Here is an 18984-nt window from a genome sequence, read left to right on the forward strand (position 1 = left end):
TGGGTGTCGGGGGCGCGGCGGCTGCCCTTCTGGACGACGTGGAGGGCGGGAGACCCGACGCGTAGGTCCAGCGGGGCAGACGATGCGCCCCCGACACCCGCGACTGGCTACAAAGCGACGAAAGCGATGTTCGAATTCACACCCGCGACCGCCCCACAGGCCACGTCTGCACTACCCCTTACCGAACCGGCAACGGACTATGAATCTTCACTTCCTTCAACGCAAAACTGCTCTGAATATTCGCCACCCCCGGAATCCGCGACAAATGATCAATCGTCAGCTTCTCCAGCGACGCCACGTCCGGCACCACCACCCGCAGTAAATAGTCCGCCTCACCGCTCATCAGGTAGCAATCCAAAACCTCCTCCCGTAACCCAATCGCGTGCTCAAAGCTTGCCAGAATTTCACGCGACTGCTTCTCCAACCGCACCCGGATGAACACATTCACATTGAGCCCCAGCGACGCCGGATTCACCAACGCCGTATAACGCGAAATCACCCCATCGCGCTCCAGCGCCTTCACCCGCGCCAGACACGGAGACGGAGACAGATTCACCAGCTCAGCCAGCTCCAGATTAGTCAGCTTCGCATTGCGCTGAAGATGAGAAAGAATGCGAGCGTCAATGCTGTCCAGCTTGCGGGTAGCCATGCGAAAAGTTCCTGTGATCGGCACCTAGGGCAATCCCGCCCTGAAAACGGGCACAAGACGCCATATTTTGGTGCACAGCAATTTATCGGCATATTTTATTGCCGAACAATATCAAAGCAGATTTTTATGCCGATAATTGACCACGGGTAAACCCTATTCGAAATTGTCTGCGGCACCCTCCTCGGTAGCATTCATGCTTCAGCGCCAGTGCATCAGCCACGCGCACCGATGAGCATCCGCACGTGAACGACATCAGCATGACCGGCAGCAAAGCGACTACCCGCGCAGCCACCAAAACCACCCCTGCCACCAAGCCCCTGAGCCTGGGCTTCATCGCACTGTGCGCAATGGCCATCTTCATCTGGGGTGGCAACTGGCCCGTCATGAAACTGGGTGCAGAAATCATTCCGCCGATCTGGTTTGCGGCAAGCCGTTTCGCCACAGCATGTGTGCTGAGCTTCGGCATGGCAGCCATGCTGGGCAAGCTGCGCGTGCCTGACCGCCGCGAATGGCCGGTGGTGATCGGCGTGGGCCTGCTGCAAATGGGCTTGTTCACAGCACTGGTGACGGCTGCCCTGCATTTCGTGATGCCGGGCCGCGCCTCGCTGATTGCCTATGCAACCGCCATCTGGGTGGTGCCCGGTGCGGCGCTGATTCTGAAGCAACGCATGACCACACGTCAGTGGGTGTCGACGGTCTGCGGTTATGCAGGCATTGCGATCGTGGTGCTGCCCGCCGTCTTGCACGCCGACCTGACTGCCTTGATCGGCTTCGGTCTGCTGGCCTGCGCGTCGCTGAGCTGGGCGATCAACATCATCCAGATCAAGATGACCCGTGGCGTATCTCTGGACCTGAGCTTGTTGCCCTGGCAAACGCTGGTGGCTGCCGTCCCCCTGCTGATTCTGGCCAGCGTGATTGACGGTGCGCCGCGCTTCCTGGCCAATCCGCAGACCTGGCCGATCATTGCCTACACCGGCCCGCTGGCAACGGCGCTTACCTTCCTGGTGGTCTTGCAGATGACCCAGCGCCTGGCCCCGGTGACCGTGTCGATCTGCATGCTGGGCGTACCGATTGTGGGCATCACTTTGTCGTCAATCTTCTTCCATGAATCCTTGTCACTGGACCTGGTCGCGGGCTTGTCGCTGATGTGTCTGGGCATGCTGGTGCCAGTGCTGCGCTGGCGCAAACGCAAGACCTTGCCGGTGGCGGTTGCAGCGTAAGGGCAGCGACACACCACGCGGGGTGGAATGGCCCGAGGCACACAGGTACCAACCAGATGCCAATCAGATGCCACCCGCCCGTGACCGATCCAAACAAAAAAAGCGCCTGGCATGATGCGATGCCAGGCGCTTTTTCCATGGGGCAGTCGTATAGTTTCTGCCGTTCCATCGATGCGCGATGGTCGGCAATCCCCCATCGACTCGCGCAACTTATCCCAGGAGATATCTTGAAGCTGTTTCTGAAATCCGGTGCGTGTTCGCTGTCCCCCCATATCGTGCTTGAAGAATCGGGGCTGCCCTACGAAACCGAAGCAGTCGATCTGAAAACCAAGGTCACGGCCAACGGCGCCAATTTCCTGGAAATCAATCCCAAGGGCTACGTGCCTGCCTTGTTGCTGGACGGCGGCCAGGTGCTGACCGAAGGCCCGGCCATCGTGCAATACATCGCCGACCAGGCTGCGGGCAAGCAGCTCGCACCGGCCAACGGCACCGTCGAGCGTTATCAAGTGCAGAGCTGGCTGACCTTCATCGGCACCGAACTGCACAAATCTTTCAGCGCCTTCTTCAACCCGGCTTCCGGCGACGATTGGAAGGGCATTGCCAAGGCCACGCTGGACCGCCGCCTGGCTTATGTGAATCAGCAGCTCGCGGGCAAGTCCTATCTGATGGGCGAAGCATTCAGCGTGGCTGACGCTTACCTGTTCACCGTCTTGCGCTGGTCGCCGGTGGCAAAGCTGGACTTGAACCAGTGGCCCGAAATCGTGGCCTTCCAGGCACGCGTGGCAGCACGTCCTGCCGTTCAGAAAGTGTTGGCGGCTGAAGGCCTGGCCTGATCGTCGACCGGCTTGGCAGGCTTCGCGCAAGCCTGCCAAGGCTGCGTGTCCGACCACCCATGCAGGGTGAGAACAAGATCAATCGACCTGCATGGATAATGGCGCGGACACGCCAGGAGCTTTCTTGAATTCGTTCCCGCCGGCACCATCCGCGAACCAGCGTTTTCCGTGGAAGATCATCGTGCGCGCCCTGCTCGGCTCGCTGCTTGCGATTGCGTTGGGCTACATGGTGTACACCTTCGCCTACGCATACCCGTATTGCACGGGCCCACACCTGAGCAACTGCGGCCTGGGCCCCGGGCTGGCGTTGTTTGCCTCGATGGTGTTTGCCGGCGCAGCCTTGGTGCTCAGCCTGCTGCTGGTGTACTTATGGCCCAAATCGCCGATGCCGCTTGCGTTGCAGCGAACATGCAAACTGCTTGCAGGTGTCAGCGCAATCTGTCTGATCAGCCATATCGTGCGGCTGAATCTTTGACCGCCTGCCATGGCTATTATTGACCTTGTTTGCGATGACTGATTTACATGACTGATTTACATGCCTGAAGATCGCGCCACACAGGGTGGTATCCGCCGATTCTTCGCCGCCAATACCTGGGTCGCCTACGGTGCCGCCTATCTGGTCGGCCTGTTCTACACCGCGGCAGGCGCAAGCAACCTGTTCACGGCGCTGTTCTACGGTTATGTCGATGGCAAGCTGGGCCCGCTCACCTTCGACAGCGATCCCGCCGATTTTGTGATCAAGGTAGCGATCAGCGGCTTGACCACCTTGGTGCTGGGCACGGTAGTTATCTTCGCCACGGTGGGCTGGCTGCATGTCTGGCGACAGAAGTGGCGCAGCCGCCAGCGCCCCGACGTTTGACCCGCGAGCACGATGTAAACCTTCAAAAACACGTGCATCCGCCCAGGATCCGCAGCTCCGATTGCTCGAAATAGCGCGTATGCTAGCTCCAGCCATGTGGCGTGCAACCGCAGTGCTTCGGAGAATTTCGATGGCCAAAGGTCAAGTACGTAGCAATCGCGAAGCAAAGAAGCCCAAGCAGGACAAGAAACCGGCCGCACCGGCTTCGCCGTTCAGCACCAGTTCCAGCCGGCCCACACCGGCTGATGCGAAAAAGAAATAGCCGACCGCAGCTTGGCCTGTCGGTATCCAGGCTGAGAGATCAACGATAAGCAGTCAATAGAACGTGGTTGAAGCAGAGCTGATGTTCACTCGTCAGGTCTTATCTTCTCTCGGCGTGGGTAACGCCTGCGCGCCGATCATCCAAGATTTTCCTCGCCTTTCTTCCACGCTTTTGCTTTTCCGAGCAAGCAGCGCGATGAAAGTCATTCCTTCAATGGATGGGTTAACTCGTGTCCGGCGTGGCGATTTTCTGCGGAACTCCTACTCACCTTCACACTCTACCGTCAAGGAGCACCACTACATTGGGCACGCAAAATGCTTGAGTACTGATCAGTAAGTAGCGGATATGCAACAGAGGAGATAATCATGGGAACTGCAATTGCCACCGAACTGGAAACCCGGGACGACATCGTTCATCACATCGACGCATGGCTTGAACAAACCGGCGCAGATCAACGTTGTTCGGGTGTGGTGTATGTGAAGCGCAGTGACGGCACGGGTTACTTCAAGGCTGCCTTGAGCCCTGTCACAGAGACCGAGCATCGCCAGGCCTGACGACTGGGATGCCCGATGTTTGACATGTTCGATATAAACATGTCCGACATAAAGACGCACTTGATGTGGCGTTGCGCCACGTGCGATTTGGCCAGGCAGAACTGCCCCGCCATGCAGGCCTAATCCCGGATGGGGTTTACACCTCCAGGGATCAAGCCTCCAGATTTGCAGTATCTACGGCATTACGACGCTGATACCTTGGTCAGTTTGATGGCGACCGGATCGGCGGTGAGGTAACCCACCGATGCGCCGAAGCGATCCTTGTAGTTTGCACGGATCAGCGGATCGAGCGTGGCCTTCACCTTGTCATGCAGCGGGCTTGCCCAGTCACCGGCGTGCTGGAAGTTGCTCATGATGTAGGTCCAGCCATTGATTTCGTCAACGGCGTGCAAGCCGGTAGATTCTGCACCTGCCGGTGTGGACAGAATGCGCGACAGGCTCTTGGTATCGACGTTATAGGCCCACAGGAAGTTATTCACGTGGTTGCCGCTGTCTTCCCCGATGAACAGCGTGCGCATTTTTTCCGAGAACTTCAGATTATCCGGGCTGGCAATCTTGTCGGCGTTGGCGGTATTGCCCAGCGCGTCGGCGGAGATGTCCTCGCCCATCAGCAGTGCCTTGGTCAAGACCGGCACCCATTCGCTGTTGATCGCAGCGCCAGCCGTGTCGCGTTGGCCGCCGTTCAGCGAGTGCGCCAGAATGCCACCCGCTTTCAATTGCTTTTCCACGGTGACGTTGGCGTCTGCACGCCAGGCCTTGCCGTTGCGAACCATCGAATCCTGAATGTTGGCCAGCGCCGAGTACGCCACCTTGTCCTTGGCGTTGACGGTCGTTCCTTCCATCTTGGTGAAGGCCATGCTGCCGCCAACCAGGTTGGCGTAGCGATGGGTTTCCAGGAAGGCGGCAGCCTTTTCCATGCCCGGTTTGATCTTGACCCAGTTGGCTTTGCCATCGGTGTAGACAAGCTTGTAGCTGTCATCGATCGGCGTGACCGGGGTCAGGGGCGTGGCGTCGGCATTGGCCGAAGTCTGCACCGCGAACACCACGTCCATGATGTCGGTGGGCTTCAGGGTGTTGGCCATTGCCTCGATTTCGGCGCTGGTGGCGCTGCCCAGCTTGATCCAGTTCAGCCCTGCACCATCGGCAGCCGGATCCAGCGAGAAGAAAGCCCCCACCTTGGCCACGTACAAGGAACCGGAAGACAGATCGTTTTCGCGGTCGGCGACGAACATGAACAGGCCGCCGTTGGTGTAGTCGTCACCCATCAGTGCGGTGCGGCGATCCGGCATGACCTGGATCAGCTCATGTGAAATACGGCCCATGCAGTAGTGCTTTTTCACCGTGCCGGTACCGTCCGGGTTGACCGTAACTTCGGGCAGGTGACCGTAGTGATAAGCACGTGCGGTGGTCTCGTTGCCAAACACGTTCTTGCTGTATGCCTTGAACATGCTGTCGGTCGAGGCCTTGAAGGCATCGGGTTCGTACTCTTCGCTGGACAGGTGGGTGCCCCAGGGCGACAGGCTGGCACCACAGGTGATCCACAGGCCGTGTGCCGAGGACATGTCCACGTTGTGATACTTCACCAGGGTGAGCTTGCCGGTGGTCTTGTCCTGGTCCAGCGTCAGCACGGCAATGGGCGACGGCAACTGGCCGTAGGTGGAATTGCCCGCCTGGTCACGCGTGGTGTATTCGAACTGCACCACGGCAAACACGGTGTTGCCCTTCACGCCGGTCACGGTGGCGTTGGCCACGGTCAACAGCGAGGAACCATCCGGCGAATCCGAGAAGAACTGGCGTTCCTTGCCCGAGACCGAGCGGTCGATGATCGGCTGATTGTTGATGTCGACGTAACCGCCGCTCAGAATCGTGCCGCCCTTGCCGTCCGGCACCATGTCGCCGGTCATGAAGAAGGTCTGGTGCGCCAGCTTGTAGCTTTGCTTGCTGTTGTCGCTGAAGGAAATCGTCAGCGTCGAGCCGACCGAAATCGTGGCCATTTCAGCGGGGTTGGCCAGGCTGGGCGCAGCCATGTTGCTAAACGATGCCGACACGAAGTTGGCGGGCACCACCGGCGGCGTGGGGGCGACGACCTCGTCGTTGCCCCCACCACAGGCGCTCAGCAAAGCGGCGGCAGCCGATGCGCTGCCAAGCGGCAGCAACGGAGCGCCGGCGAAGAACTGAAGCATCTGGCGACGGGTGGAATTCGGGGCGTGTGACATGAGCATCTCAGCGAGAGGGGAGAAAGTGCAACGCGGACGTGTGAACCGATTCACACGCCCGCGTTGCGGACCTCCGGGATGCTAGTCATGCCCTATGACACACCATTGACCAATTCCTGACACCAAGCTGTCACGCATCAGATTTCGCGCCGGCCAAGCAATCGATCAAGCGCCTACATCCAACACCTGAGGTTCCACCACATCTGCGTCCGGGTGGGCACGCTGTTGCGCAGGCTGCTGCGAGCGATGGATGTTGAGCGCCGCGTTGATGATGCCGATGTGGCTGAACGCCTGCGGGAAGTTGCCCAGCATGCGCTTGGCGTGCGGCTCGTATTGCTCGGCCAGCAGGCCGACATCGTTGCACAGCCCCAGCAAGCGTTCGAACAAGGCGCGCGCGTCGGCTTGCCGCCCCATCAGGCCGTAGGCATCGGCCAGCCAGAACGAGCACACCAGGAAGGTGCCCTCGCCGGGCGGCAGGCCATCCACGCCGTGCTGGGTTTCATACCGCAGCAGCAGACCATCGCGCATCAGGCGCTTTTCCATCATGTCGATGGTGCGCACCACGCGTGGATCGTCGGGCGGCAGGAAGCCGGTCAACGGAATCTGCAGCAGAGCGGCGTCCATCAGCGTCGACCCGTAAGACTGCACGAAGCAACCCATCTCTTCGTTGTAGCCCTGCGCGCATACCTCGGCATGAATCTCGTCGGCAATGCGGCGATAACGTGCAATCTTCTCGCGGCTGCCTTTATTGGTTTCCGTCAGGATGGCAGCACGGTCGAAGGCCACCCAGGCCATGACCTTGGAATGTGTGAAGTGCAAGGCCTGCCCACGGATCTCCCAGATGCCTTCATCGGGCTTGCGCCAGGCTTGCTCCAGGAAAGGCATGATGACTTCGGCGATGGCTGCGCTGCGTCGATGCGTGGGCAGACCACCGCGTCGCGCCTGTGCCATCGCGTCTGCCACTTCGCCGTAGATATCCAGCTGGAACTGGGTAGCAGCGGCATTACCGATGCGTACCGGTTTCGAGTTCTCGTAGCCCTTCAACCAGGGCAACTCGTACTCAGGCAGCCGTCGTTCACCGGCCAGGCCATACATGATCTGCATCTGTTCCGGGTTGCCTGCCACCGAGCGGGCAAGCCAGTTGCGCCATGCCTGGGCTTCTTCGAAGTACCCCAGGTTCATGAAGGCCAACAGTGTCATGGTGGCATCGCGCAGCCAGCAGTACCGGTAGTCCCAGTTGCGCTCGCCGCCCACGTGCTCGGGCAACGACGTCGTGGCGGCCGCCACGATGCCGCCGGTGGGCTGGTAGGTCAGCGCCTTCAAGGTGATCAACGAGCGTTTGACGGCAGGCGTCCATTCACCCACGTCAGGGCAACGATCCGAGAATTCCAGCCAGAAATACTCGGTCGTGGTCAGTGCGCCATACGGATCGATCGGTTCGGCAATCGGCTTGCTGGATGACTGGTGTGTCAGCGAAAACGCCAGGCGTTCGCCGGTCGTCACACTGAAACGGCTGGTGGTGTGATGGTCACGACCCTTGATCGGCGTGGGTGCGCGCAGCACCAGCATGTCGGGGCCGGCCACCGCTGTCAGGGTGTGTGGATCGACCCGTTCGACCCAGGGCACACTGCGGCCATAGTCGAAGCGAACCACCAGGTCCATGTCGAAGACCACCCCGCCGTCAACGCCTTCGACAATACGCACGATGCAGCTGCGGTCGCCCTGCGGCATGAAGTCGATCAGCTTGGCCGTGCCGGTCTCGGTGGTGAATGTGGTCTCCAGCACCATCGTGCCGTCGCGATAGGCGCGGCTGGACGACAGCACTTTGCCATGCGGCGAAATCTTCCAGCGGCCATTGTCGACTTCACCCAGCAGCGATGCAAAACACGCGGGCGAATCGAAACGCGGGAAACACAGCCAGTCGATCGAACCTTCGTTCGACACCAGTGCCGCCGTGCGGCAATTGCCCAAGAGGGCATAGTTCTCAATCGGTTGGGTCAATTTTTCCTCCTGCAACGGCCTCATCGAGGAACCAGATCAGTTGTCCATCCGACCACACCAAGCCTGCCGGGACCGATGGATCGCCCGCACGTGCGCGTGCAAGCGGCTCCTGTTTTGACGCACCTTCCACCATGAACACCACGGACGCAGCGCTGGCCAGCACCGGCAGTGTCAGCGTGATGCGCGGCTCCGGTTTTTCACCGATCACCGCCACCACCCAGTCATCGCGCTCGGACAGCGCAAGCGACCCGGGGAAGAGTGACGCCGTGTGCCCGTCTCCGCCCATGCCCAGCAGGTTCACGTTGAACAAGGGGGCTGTCGGATTGATGCGTTCACCCTGATAGAAATCGCGCAAGGTGCGGGCGTAATCACGTGCCGCTTCTTCCGGGCTGCCGTGGGTGGGCACCGGGTGCACATTGCCGGGCGGAATCGGCACGTGGTCGATCATCGCCCGCCTGGCCATCAGGTAATTGCTGTCGGGATGGTCATGCGGCACGAAACGCTCATCGCCCCAGAACAGGTGCACGCGCGACCAGTCGATACGTGCTGCGCGGGCCGGTTCGGCCAGCCGTTCGAACAAGGGCCGGGGCGTGCTGCCGCCCGACAAGGCGATGGAAAACGGGCCGGTGCTGCGCGCAATCTCATCGACCAGCCATTCGGCGACATGGGTTGCCAAAGTCTCGCGATCGGGCAGCACGGACGTGACAGCGGCGGAAGCAGCACTCATGGTCGATTCTCCTTATGCGAATTTGCGCCAGACGCGCCCGTCGCGTGCCAGCAGTTCATCGGCGGTACGCGGACCGTCTGCGCCCGCGGCGTACAAGTCGACAGATGCCGCATCGTCCTGCCAGGCATCCAGGAATGGCTGCACGGCACGCCACCCGTTTTCCACGTTGTCAGCCCGCTGGAACAGGGTCTGATCGCCTGTCAGACAGTCGTAGATCAGCGTCTCGTACCCGGTCGACGGCTGCATCGGGAAGAAGTCGGCGTAGGCAAAACCCATCTCCACGTTCTCGATTTCCAGCGTCGGTCCCGGACGCTTGGCCTGGAAGTCCAGCCACATGCCCTCATTGGGCTGAATCTGGATGATCAGATAGTTGGGCGTGAGTTTGGATATTTTGGTTCCGCGAAACTGCGAGAACGGAGCCGGCTTGAAGCAGATGGCGATCTCGGTATCGCGCGCACGCAGGCGCTTGCCGGTACGCAGATAGAACGGCACGCCTGACCACCGCCAGTTGTCGACCATGATCTTCAGGGCAACATAGGTTTCGGTATTGCTGTCGGGGGCCACGCGCGATTCCGCGCGATATGCCGGCACCTGAGCCTCGCCCACCCGCCCTGCCGCGTACTGGCCACGCACCGAGTTGGACAAGGCTTCGCGTCGTGTCTGCGGACGAATTGCGCCGATCACCTTGGCTTTCTCTGATCGCACCGCGTCGGCACCAAAGGCCGCAGGCGGTTCCATGGCGACCATGGCCAGCAACTGGAACAGGTGATTCGGCACCATGTCGCGCAGCGCACCGATCTGCTCGTAGAAACCGCCGCGCTGCTCCACACCCACCGTTTCAGCGGCAGTGATCTGCACGTGATCGATGTAGTGGTTGTTCCAGATCGCCTCGAAAATGCCATTGGCAAATCGGCTGACCAGGATGTTCTGCACCGTCTCTTTGCCGAGGTAGTGATCCATGCGGTAGATCTGCGACTCGCTCATCACACGCAGCAGTCGCGCGTTGAGTTCCTGCGCCGATGCCAGATCGGACCCGAAGGGCTTTTCGATCACCACGCGACGATAGGTGTCCTTGCTTTCCTTCAACAGACCTGACTTGCCCAGGCGGTCTGCCACCTCACCAAAGAAGCGCGGTGACGTCGCCAGATAGAACACCGCATTGCGTGTGCCATTGCGCGCCAGGCGTTCGCCCAGGGCGGTGTAGGTGGCATCGTCAACGAAGTCGCCCTGCACATACGAAATGTTCTTCGACACCTTGCTCCACAAGGCTTCATCCAGCGGCTGACCGCCTGTCGCCTCATTGTGCTGCGGCAAGGTACGGATGAAATCCGCCAGCCGCGTGGCAAAGCCCTCGTCGGTGTTCGGGTTGTGGTCGACGCCGACGATATGCAGACCTTCATCGATCAGGCCATCGCGGTGCAGGTGATACAGCGCAGGCAGCAGCAGGCGCTTGACCAGATCACCATTGGCACCGAACAGGAACAAGGTGGCCGGCGGAGCCTTGGCCGGTTTGGCGGCCTTCTTGCCACGTGGCGTGCGTCCAGCAGGAACAGAAGAACTCATTGGCGATCCTTTGCGCAGGCAGACCCGTCTGCTGCGTCGTGATTCGAGGGGCTATCGATTCGAGGGACTATCGTCGGTGCTGCGCGTAGCGGCCGGGCCGTTCCACAAGGCCGCGCCACCTGCCAGACCAGCATCATTGGAACCGATCCGCACGTTTTTCGGCAGCGTAAGCGTCACACGTTTGGCGTTGCCGCCGCCCAGATAGATGTGATCGGCATTGAGCAAGACTTTCACACAATGCAGCGCGCGTTCAAGGTGTTGGTTCCACTGCGCGACGCCGATGCGCTTCAGCGCTTCGGCACCCAGGCACTCTTCGTAGGTCGCATCGCCGTAAAACGGGTGGTGGCCAAGTTCCATGTGCGGCATCAGTTCCCCGTCCAGGAAAAGTGCGCTGCCCAGGCCGGTGCCCAGCGTCAGTACGAACTCCAGGCCCTGCCCGCTGATCAGCGCAAAACCTTGCATGTCGGCGTCGTTGACCAGGCGCACAGGGTGCCCGAAGCGCGCTGCGATCTTGTCGGCAAGCGGGTAATCGAGCCACTCAGCTCCGCCAATGTTCACGGCAGTCTGCACGCGCGCATTGCGGATCACGCCAGGAAAGCCGACCGCAATGCGGTCATAGGCTGGCAGTGACTTCGCCAGCGCAGCCAGCTCGTCAAGCATCTGCTCAGGCTGGCAAGGCCGCGGCGTGGGCGTGCGCATGCGTTCGCTGATGAGCTGACCGTGATCGTCGATGACCGCCACTTTCAGCGCCGTACCGCCGATGTCGATTGCCAGAATGCCTGGTTTCACGTTTGCCTCCAGCCAATGAGTCGAAAGGCAATGGTACGGGTTTGCCTGCCGTCCGTCAGCGCAGCACCTGCCAGCTCGACCGTAAATGTCAGTAAGCGCTACCAAGCCTTGCCCGGACGGTGGAAATGTTGCCTCTCGTTATCTCGGTAGCGAAGCGATCACGTAAAGTACCCTCGCTTCCGCGTACCTGTGGTTCCCCCCTGTGGTTCCTGGTACCTGCGCCACCCATGCCAACGGCATGGTCACTGCGTTCAAAGGACTCATATGAACAATTTTGCTTCCCCGACCGTCGTCGAGGAAAAGCTTGGCGAACTCGACTGCCTGCGCGTTCGCACCCCTTTCAGCGAGGCGCTGATTGCCCGCCAGGGTGGCCACCTGATGCGCTTCCAGCATCACGGGCAACAGCCGCTGGTCTGGCTCAGCGACACCACCGCACTCGAACACGGCCAGGCCATCCGGGGCGGTGTGCCGGTCTGCTGGCCCTGGTTCGGCGATCTGACGCGCAGCCCTGAATCGGTACGCAATACCTACGTAGGCACGGAGCCGCCGTTCCACGGCATGGTGCGCACCCTTGACTGGCAGATGCAAGACCCGGTGATTGAAAACAATGAAGTGCAGCTGACGTTTCAGCTGCTGCTTCCGCAAGGTCTGCCGAACTGGCCACATCCGTCGGAACTGCGTCTGCGGCTGACCATTGGCCAGCATCTGGACATGAACCTGCAGACGCGCAACCTGGGCACCACGCAGCTTGCGCTGACCCAGGCGCTGCACACCTACTTCGCGGTGAGCGACAGCCGTGAGGTCAGCCTGCGCGGCTTTGATGGCTGCACCTATCTGGACGCCATGGATAACTGGCGTGAGAAGCACCAGGATGGGGACATCCGCTTCACGGAAGAGACCGACCGCATCTATCTGGGTGTCGGCCCGACGCTGAGCATTGACGATCCGGGCTGGGAACGCCGCATCCACCTGCATACGCGCCAGTCGCGCTCGGCGATTGTGTGGAACCCATGGATAAACAAAGCTCAACGCATGCCGAACTTCCCCGACGATGCCTGGCAACGCATGCTGTGCATCGAAACCGCCCGCATGGGCGAGGCAGACGTGCTGCTGATCCCCCCTGGCGCAGCACACGACATGGGCGTGGAAATTCGGGTGGAAAACAACTGAGCAAGGCGTAATGGCTATCAATGTCTCGCCCCAGACACAACGGACATTTGACGAGCGGGGGGCATAGGGTGAGGATGTACCGGACGAGTACTACTTGTCATGAAGAAGCAACCTATGTCCGCTACGCATGTACTGGTAAGTCTGTTCGGTGAGATTGCCCTGCTGCTGTGGGGCGTACAAACCGTGCGCCAAGGGGTGCTTGGTTCTTTCGGCTCAGACCTGCGCGAGCGCCTGGCGCGCGGGCTGAATCACCCATTACAGGCGATCGCAGCTGGTCTGGGCGTGACGGCCGTGCTGCAGTCGAGCACGGCCACCGCGTTCATGGTGACCTCGCTCGCCGCCGATGGCGTGATTGCCTTGGCACCCGCGCTGGCGGTCATGCTTGGGGCCAATATCGGCACGGCATTGGTGGTGCAGCTCTTGTCGTTCGACGTTAGCTGGCTGTTTGCCTTGCTGATCGGTGCGGGGTTCGTCACCACCCGCCGCAGCCGCAGCGCACGTGGGCGAGATATCGGACGCATTCTGGTCGGCATCGGCCTGACCTTGCTGTCGCTGCGCCTGCTTGACCAGACAGTCCAGCCCATTTCGGCAGAGCCGGTGATGCGCGACCTGCTGCTGGCCATCACGGCCGACCCGCTGTTGAACATCATGCTGGCCGCCTTGTTCACCTGGCTTGCGCATTCCAGCATCGTCACCACGCTGCTGGTGTCGGCCCTGGCCGGAGTCGGCGCGATCAGCATGCCTGCTGCGCTGGCCATGGTGCTGGGTGCCAATCTGGGCAGTGCGCTCAATCCCATCCTGCAAGGCGACCGCAGCAACCTGGCAACACTGCGGCTGCCGCTTGGCAATGTCATGACGCGCCTGGTCGGGCTGGTCGTGGCCATGCCCTTGATTCCGCTGACGGTAGGTCTGGCCAATGACGCGGGCCTGTCGGCAACCACTGCGGTGGTGGCCTACCACCTGGCTTTCAACACCATCGTGGCCTTGGCCTTCCTGCCGCTGCTGCCGCGCATGGCGGCATGGCTGACCCGACGCCTGCCCGCAGCGGAACAGCCCACCGAGGCTGGCTGCCCCCGCTACCTCGATGAATCCAGCATGCACAGTCCGGCAGTTGCGCTGGCCAATGCATCACGCGAAGCCCTGCGCATGGCCGATGTGGTCGACACCATGCTGCGCGGCACCTTCGAAGTCTTGCGGACCGACGACCGCGACAAGGTCAACATGATCACCGCCATGGACGATCAGCTCGATCGCCTGCACGCGGCCGTGACCTACTACGCATCGGCCGTGGGTGCGGCCCAGGAACTGGATCAGGTCGATACCCGACGCGTGTCGGAAATCCTGGTGTTCGCAGTCAACCTGGAACACATCGGCGACGTGATCGAAAAAAGCCTGATGGCACTCGCCAGCAAGCGCATCGATCTGCGCATCAAATTCCCGGCTGCGGTCTTGAGCGAAATCGACGAGATTCAGCAACTGCTGACCCGTGATCTGCAACTGGCCATCACTACTTTCATCTCGGCCGACGAGCGCTCGGCGCGTGACCTGATTCACGACAAAGACAGAATGCGTGCACTGGAACGTTCAGCTGCCGCACGTCAGTTCGACCTGATCCGAAAGGGCGACCGTCTGAGCGTGCAAGCCGGTGCCTTGGTGCTGGATGTGTTCCGCGATCTGAAGCGTATCGAGTCGCACCTGGCTGCCACTACCTACGCGGTGCTGGAAGCCGTGGGGGGATTGCAGGAAAGCCGGCTGATGAAATGACACCGGCAGGATCTGCATCCTGCCGGTTGGGTCATCATCGATCAGGTCAATCCTGAACCGACTGACGGGCGTGACTTGGTTCCAGCATCAGGGCCGCTTCAGGCCGGCGCAAACTCCACGTTGCCACCCACGGCGATGACCAGCGCCGTCGTATCACTGGTACTCCAATTGGCAGTGTTGAGCACCGCAGCCTTGAACGCGGTCATGTCAGCCGCGTCGCGCGAACCGGTGTACAACGCATTGTCCATCGCAAAGGTCTGAATGGTGATGCCAGCAGGCGTATCGCCCGCCGCCGCACCACCGGCATTGATGGCACCCAGATAGGTGCTTGCACTGATCGCACCGGCATTGCCTGCGCTCAGGCCGGCAATGCTGCCCTGGAACGCATAGATCGTTTCACCCGAAGCACTCAGGCCACCACCCTTGCCGACAGCACTTCCGTGCGAAACGATCGGATTGTTCGCTCCCGACTGGTCCGGCTGGATCGTGATCAGCGTTCCGGCTGCATAGGCTTGATTGGCCGTCCATATATAAGCACTTTCACCGCTGGCGGGCATGCCGTTCAGCGTCGAATAGTCCCGATCCGTGAAACCGATCTGCGTCCCCGCTTCGATGGCCTTGGTCACCGTGAACACAAAGGCGTCAGGCGAATCGGTGCCCATCGCCAGGAAGATCACCTCGCCGGCAGCCAACTTCGTTGGTCCCTTCACGTCCACCGAGGTGAACCCGACATTGAGTTGGTTGGCCGTGACGGCCGCGGGCGTGCCCGTTGTCCAGTTCGCACTGTTATGGATTGCGCTGAGCAACTGCGAAGGCGTGCCGGTGAGGGTGCCGGTGTAATGGGCATTGGAGCCGATGATGTTGACGCCGTTGGTACCCAGGGTCACGCCAGCCGGAATCGCAGAGATATCGAAATCAGGGCCAGTACCGCCATTGCTCAATCCACCACTCGTCGGGCCAATGCCAATTGCGGCCAAGTACGTGCCAGGCGAGGCGACCGTGCCAGTGATGGCAAATACCTGTTCGCCCGAACCACCCAGGCCACCGCCGCCTCCTGTCAGGGTTCCCGTGCTGGCGGTGCCCGACCCACTCGGTTGGATGGTGACGATGGTACCGGCGGTGAGCGCAGAGTTTGCCGTCCACAGCAGATCCGATTCGCCGCTCTTGAACGCGGTACCGTCCCACCCCTTGTCGGTGAACCGGATCGACGTGCCGGTGTCGATGTCCTTCAGCAATACGAACGCGTAGGCGTCGGTGCCAGCGGTGTTGATGCCAACGAAAGCAATATCGCCTGCGGCCAGGGATGTCCCCACCAGCGGTGCCGTCGTGAAATCGATCGCCTGCGCCGGGGTCAGGCCGGCGAACGCATTGTTCGATGCATCCAGCACCGTGTTGCTGGCGATCTCCAGCGAATACGCGGTGTTGGCGGCCGAGACAAACGTCGACACATCCACCGTTACCTTGTTGTACTCGTAGGTAATGCGGGAATCGTTGGCGGCGATGGTCGCAAGCGTGGTGCTGCCGGACTTCAATACGTAGCTGCCCGTGCCGGCATGCACCGGCTCGTTGAATACCAGTTCGATCTTGGACCCGGTGGCAATCGTCAACGCATTGTCCGCCGGCGTACTGCGCACCAGCAGCGGGCCGGTGGTGTCGGCCGCTGCCGCGCCACCCAGCTGGATCCAGTTGCCCATGAACTTCTGCTGGGCGTTCGCGAGGTCCTTGGACACTTGCGTTTCGCCCGGCCAGATCGTGTCGCCGTTGTCCTGCAGCAGCTGGATCCAGCTGCCTGCCGCCAGACTGTCCGGCACGGTCACGATGGACTCGAAGGACCCACCGGTGGCGGACAGGATCGCGTCCAGGTTCACCGCGTTCTGCACCAGGTTGGTCGCCTGACCACCCGACACCGAGCCATCCCAGGTGTACAGGCGGAAGTCGTCGGCGACGTCGGCGCTGGCCGTGCCCGAGGGGCCGGCGATGATCACGTACTGGCCGGCTGCGTTTTTCTCGATGCTGCGGATGCCGCGGCCGCCCAGATCCAGTTCGATAGCAGCGCCGAAAGCAGGCGCGACGGCGTTGCTGCCGGCCAGCACAGCGTCGATGTTGCTGATCTGCACGATCAGCGCTTTCTGCGTCGCGCTGCCGGTCACCGGTGCGCGGAAGCCGATCCACAGGCTGCTGTCGTCGGGCGAGACAGTCAGGCCTTCTATGCCCAGGCCACCGGTACGTTCCGGGCTACCCGTCGTCGCGCCGACGGTGATACCGAAGTAATTCGCGCCCTTGCCGTGCACGTTGTTGCTGTCCCAGGTCTTCAGCGCGGTTTCGAGCGAGGTGTACTTGCCGTCGAAGGTCAGCGCGGTGTCCGCACCGGCATCGGTCAGCGTGGCCGACGTGATCCATTCGCGGCTATCTGCTTCGTTGCCGCTCTTGCTGTTGCCATGCGAGCCGATGAAGTACAGCTTGTTGCCGATGCGCGTCGAGCCTTCCAGGTCGGCTTCGCCGCCGAGGTTCAGGAAGCTGTCGTACGAGATTTCCTTCACCGCCGCGCCGCCGTCGCGCGAGTACACGCGCAGCACGCTGGCTTCGTCGTCGCCGACCAGCATGAAGTTGTTTGCCAGTGCGATCGCCGTCGAGGCGTCCGAGCTACCACCCGTGGTGCCTGCGTTGGGCGTGAAGAACGTAGATGCCGGTGGGACGGGCGCAGGCGTGGGAGCAGGGGCAGGTGCAACTACACCGCCAGCATCCACTACCTGCTTGGCTCCCGTCACGCTGTCGGCGTTTGACGTGACCTGATCGATCACCGTTTTGGCCAATGCAACGTTGCTGCCCGACGTGGATGCAGCGAAGTACTTGCCGGCTTCAGCTTTGTTGGCGAGTGTCTTCTGGTCGTCGTTCGTCGCCGTACCAGAAGTCAGCGCGTCCAATATCTGCTGGGTGACGGCAGCACGTGCTGCCGCATCGCCACCTGCAGCGTCCAGTGCCGATGCCCAGAAGGCCATGCCGGCAGCATCAGGCGCGCGGCCCAGCACAGACTGATAGAAGGTCTGCAGGAACGCCTGCGACGTAGCAGCAGACCCATACAAGGCCGTGCCTTCGGCGCTGCCCAGCATGCTGGCAATGATGTTGCTCATCGGCACGCCGTTATTGAGCTGCGCAGTCCACCAGGCCAGGCCCGCGGTGTCGGGTGCACGATCCAGCAAGGCTGCATACAGTTCGGCTACCTGGGTGGCGGTGCCTTGGTCGGCCTGCGTGCGTGCCGCCTGCAGCGATGCCGGGGTGGCATTGACAGCATCCAGGACACGGCCGGCAAGGCTCATGTTGTTGCCCGCCACGCTCTGTGCGAAATACACACCGGCATCGGCCTTGTTTGCCAAGGTGTCGCGGTCGGCCAGGGCCTGCGCGTACTCGGCATCCGTCATGGTTGCCGGCTTGGTGGTTGGGGCCGGCGTGGCCAGGGTTTGTATTAGCGCAGACGCCAAGGACGCACGCGCGGCACCGATATCACCGCCTTGCGACAGTGTTTGCGTGGCGGCAGCCAATTCTGCAGCAGTGGGTGCACGCCCCAGTGCCGAGGTGTAGAGACTGCTGATGAACGCTGCGTTGCCGCCTGGCACGGTTGCCACGCCCTCGGGGCTGGCGAGCAAAGACGCGGCGATATCGGCCATGGACATAGAGTCGGCAGCTCTGCTCCAGAATTGCAGACCGGAACTGTCTGGCGCGCGGCCGAACAGGGTAACGTAAAGGCTGGAAATCTTGGCTTGTGCCGAGCTTAGATCGAGAATGGCCACGCTGCGCTCCTGATAGCAGAGCGCAGAAGCATGCGTTGTTGTGATGACAGGGAAATAACAAGCGGCTGAATGCCGGCCTGCTTGCCTCTGGGTGTTGGAAATACGTGACAGCCGCCTTGCGAGTCATGGACAAGGCTGCATTGCCCCGCTGCGCTAACATCGGCACCCATCTTCCCTTTTCCGGACTTTTCCATGACCGACCGCAAACTGGTGTTCGCCGGTGCGATAAACATGTTCATCGCCGTCGGTGCCGGCGCTTTCGGTTCACATGGTTTGAAGCAGATGCTGACCCCGGAGATGCTGACGATCTGGCACACCGGTGTGACCTACCAGATGGCACACGCACTGGGATTGCTGCTGATCGGCCTGTTGCTGCGCAACGGCTACGCACCCATGCTGAAGATCGCCGGGTGGTTGATGCTGGCAGGCATCGTGTTGTTCAGCGGCAGTCTGTATGTGCTGGCATTCACCGGCGTCAAGGTGCTGGGTGCCGTCACACCGATCGGCGGACTGGGCTTTCTGGCCGCCTGGGCGATGCTTGCGATTGCCGCCTTGAAGCGTTGATTGCACTGCATCTGACGTGGCCGGG

Annotated in this window: 15 protein-coding genes; 8 read left to right on the forward strand and 7 right to left on the reverse strand. The window is 61.3% G+C overall.

The annotated features are described in order from the left end of the window. Window positions 1–178: 178 nt before the first annotated feature. Complete coding sequence (locus FXN63_RS20670) at window positions 179–649, reverse strand: Lrp/AsnC family transcriptional regulator (protein ID WP_148817059.1); 471 nt, start codon at window positions 647–649, stop codon at window positions 179–181. A gap of 257 nt (window positions 650–906) precedes the next feature. Here FXN63_RS20670 and FXN63_RS20675 point away from each other — a divergent pair, with 257 nt between their 5' ends. The 5 genes from FXN63_RS20675 (at window position 907) to FXN63_RS20695 (ending at window position 4377) form a co-directional block, all read left to right on the forward strand. Then, window positions 907–1869: a DMT family transporter gene (locus FXN63_RS20675; RefSeq protein WP_148819642.1), complete on the forward strand. Its 963-nt coding sequence runs from the start codon at window positions 907–909 to the stop codon at window positions 1867–1869. Window positions 1870–2096: 227 nt separating this feature from the next. Beyond that, window positions 2097–2702, forward strand: coding sequence for a glutathione transferase GstA (gstA, locus tag FXN63_RS20680; protein ID WP_148817061.1), 606 nt, complete (start codon window positions 2097–2099; stop codon window positions 2700–2702). A 124-nt stretch (window positions 2703–2826) separates the two neighbouring features. Then, window positions 2827–3177, forward strand: coding sequence for a hypothetical protein (locus tag FXN63_RS20685; protein ID WP_148817063.1), 351 nt, complete (start codon window positions 2827–2829; stop codon window positions 3175–3177). Window positions 3178–3237: 60 nt separating this feature from the next. Beyond that, window positions 3238–3561 carry a hypothetical protein gene (locus FXN63_RS20690; protein WP_148817065.1) on the forward strand — a complete coding sequence of 108 codons (324 nt, stop codon included), beginning with the start codon at window positions 3238–3240 and terminating at the stop codon, window positions 3559–3561. A gap of 627 nt (window positions 3562–4188) precedes the next feature. Then, window positions 4189–4377 carry a hypothetical protein gene (locus FXN63_RS20695; protein ID WP_148817066.1) on the forward strand — a complete coding sequence of 63 codons (189 nt, stop codon included), beginning with the start codon at window positions 4189–4191 and terminating at the stop codon, window positions 4375–4377. 182 nt (window positions 4378–4559) lie between these two features. Here FXN63_RS20695 and FXN63_RS20700 read toward each other — a convergent pair whose 3' ends face one another. From FXN63_RS20700 to FXN63_RS20720, 5 genes are all read right to left on the reverse strand, one after another. Next, window positions 4560–6593 carry a PhoX family protein gene (locus tag FXN63_RS20700; RefSeq protein WP_148817068.1) on the reverse strand — a complete coding sequence of 678 codons (2034 nt, stop codon included), beginning with the start codon at window positions 6591–6593 and terminating at the stop codon, window positions 4560–4562. Window positions 6594–6758: 165 nt separating this feature from the next. Beyond that, window positions 6759–8618 (reverse strand): glycoside hydrolase family 15 protein, encoded by a 1860-nt coding sequence (locus tag FXN63_RS20705; RefSeq protein WP_425468629.1) that lies wholly within the window; start codon window positions 8616–8618, stop codon window positions 6759–6761. Then, window positions 8578–9321, reverse strand: a complete 744-nt coding sequence (pgl, locus tag FXN63_RS20710) for a 6-phosphogluconolactonase (RefSeq protein ID WP_148817072.1) — start codon at window positions 9319–9321, stop codon at window positions 8578–8580. The genes FXN63_RS20705 and pgl overlap by 41 nt, the downstream gene beginning before the upstream one ends. 12 nt (window positions 9322–9333) lie before the next feature. Further along, entirely contained in the window at window positions 9334–10884 is a 1551-nt protein-coding gene (gene zwf / locus FXN63_RS20715) for a glucose-6-phosphate dehydrogenase (protein WP_148817074.1), read from the reverse strand. Window positions 10885–10935: 51 nt separating this feature from the next. Beyond that, window positions 10936–11673 (reverse strand): ROK family protein, encoded by a 738-nt coding sequence (locus FXN63_RS20720; protein ID WP_246164918.1) that lies wholly within the window; start codon window positions 11671–11673, stop codon window positions 10936–10938. 264 nt (window positions 11674–11937) lie between these two features. Between FXN63_RS20720 and FXN63_RS20725 the strand changes: the two genes are divergently transcribed. Together FXN63_RS20725 and FXN63_RS20730 are read left to right on the forward strand one after the other, a co-directional pair. After that, a complete protein-coding gene (locus FXN63_RS20725; protein WP_148817076.1) occupies window positions 11938–12843 on the forward strand; it encodes a D-hexose-6-phosphate mutarotase in 906 nt (301 codons plus the stop codon). A gap of 114 nt (window positions 12844–12957) precedes the next feature. Continuing rightward, window positions 12958–14607, forward strand: coding sequence for a Na/Pi cotransporter family protein (locus FXN63_RS20730; RefSeq protein ID WP_187394966.1), 1650 nt, complete (start codon window positions 12958–12960; stop codon window positions 14605–14607). A gap of 98 nt (window positions 14608–14705) precedes the next feature. On the opposite strand, the gene FXN63_RS20735 is transcribed toward FXN63_RS20730, so the two are convergent. Continuing rightward, entirely contained in the window at window positions 14706–18395 is a 3690-nt protein-coding gene (locus FXN63_RS20735) for a DUF3616 domain-containing protein (protein ID WP_148817080.1), read from the reverse strand. A 192-nt stretch (window positions 18396–18587) separates the two neighbouring features. Here FXN63_RS20735 and FXN63_RS20740 point away from each other — a divergent pair, with 192 nt between their 5' ends. Further along, a complete protein-coding gene (locus tag FXN63_RS20740; RefSeq protein ID WP_148817082.1) occupies window positions 18588–18959 on the forward strand; it encodes a DUF423 domain-containing protein in 372 nt (123 codons plus the stop codon). The last annotated feature ends 25 nt before the right edge of the window (window positions 18960–18984 follow it).

The organism is Pigmentiphaga aceris, from assembly GCF_008119665.1.
GTDB lineage: Bacteria > Pseudomonadota > Gammaproteobacteria > Burkholderiales > Burkholderiaceae_B > Pigmentiphaga > Pigmentiphaga aceris.

Excerpts from the sequence above, each read along its gene's own strand:
- FXN63_RS20740 (WP_148817082.1), top strand. The coding sequence starts at position 18,588 with ATGACCGACCGCAAACTGGTGTTCGCCGGTGCGATAAACATGTTCATC.
- FXN63_RS20670 (WP_148817059.1), bottom strand. The coding sequence starts at position 649 with ATGGCTACCCGCAAGCTGGACAGCATTGACGCTCGCATTCTTTCTCAT.
- FXN63_RS20725 (WP_148817076.1), top strand. The coding sequence starts at position 11,938 with ATGAACAATTTTGCTTCCCCGACCGTCGTCGAGGAAAAGCTTGGCGAA.
- FXN63_RS20690 (WP_148817065.1), top strand. The coding sequence starts at position 3,238 with ATGCCTGAAGATCGCGCCACACAGGGTGGTATCCGCCGATTCTTCGCC.
- zwf (WP_148817074.1), bottom strand. The coding sequence starts at position 10,884 with ATGAGTTCTTCTGTTCCTGCTGGACGCACGCCACGTGGCAAGAAGGCC.
- pgl (WP_148817072.1), bottom strand. The coding sequence starts at position 9,321 with ATGAGTGCTGCTTCCGCCGCTGTCACGTCCGTGCTGCCCGATCGCGAG.
- FXN63_RS20675 (WP_148819642.1), top strand. The coding sequence starts at position 907 with ATGACCGGCAGCAAAGCGACTACCCGCGCAGCCACCAAAACCACCCCT.
- FXN63_RS20700 (WP_148817068.1), bottom strand. The coding sequence starts at position 6,593 with ATGTCACACGCCCCGAATTCCACCCGTCGCCAGATGCTTCAGTTCTTC.
- FXN63_RS20695 (WP_148817066.1), top strand. The coding sequence starts at position 4,189 with ATGGGAACTGCAATTGCCACCGAACTGGAAACCCGGGACGACATCGTT.
- FXN63_RS20730 (WP_187394966.1), top strand. The coding sequence starts at position 12,958 with ATGTCCGCTACGCATGTACTGGTAAGTCTGTTCGGTGAGATTGCCCTG.
- FXN63_RS20705 (WP_425468629.1), bottom strand. The coding sequence starts at position 8,618 with ATGAGGCCGTTGCAGGAGGAAAAATTGACCCAACCGATTGAGAACTAT.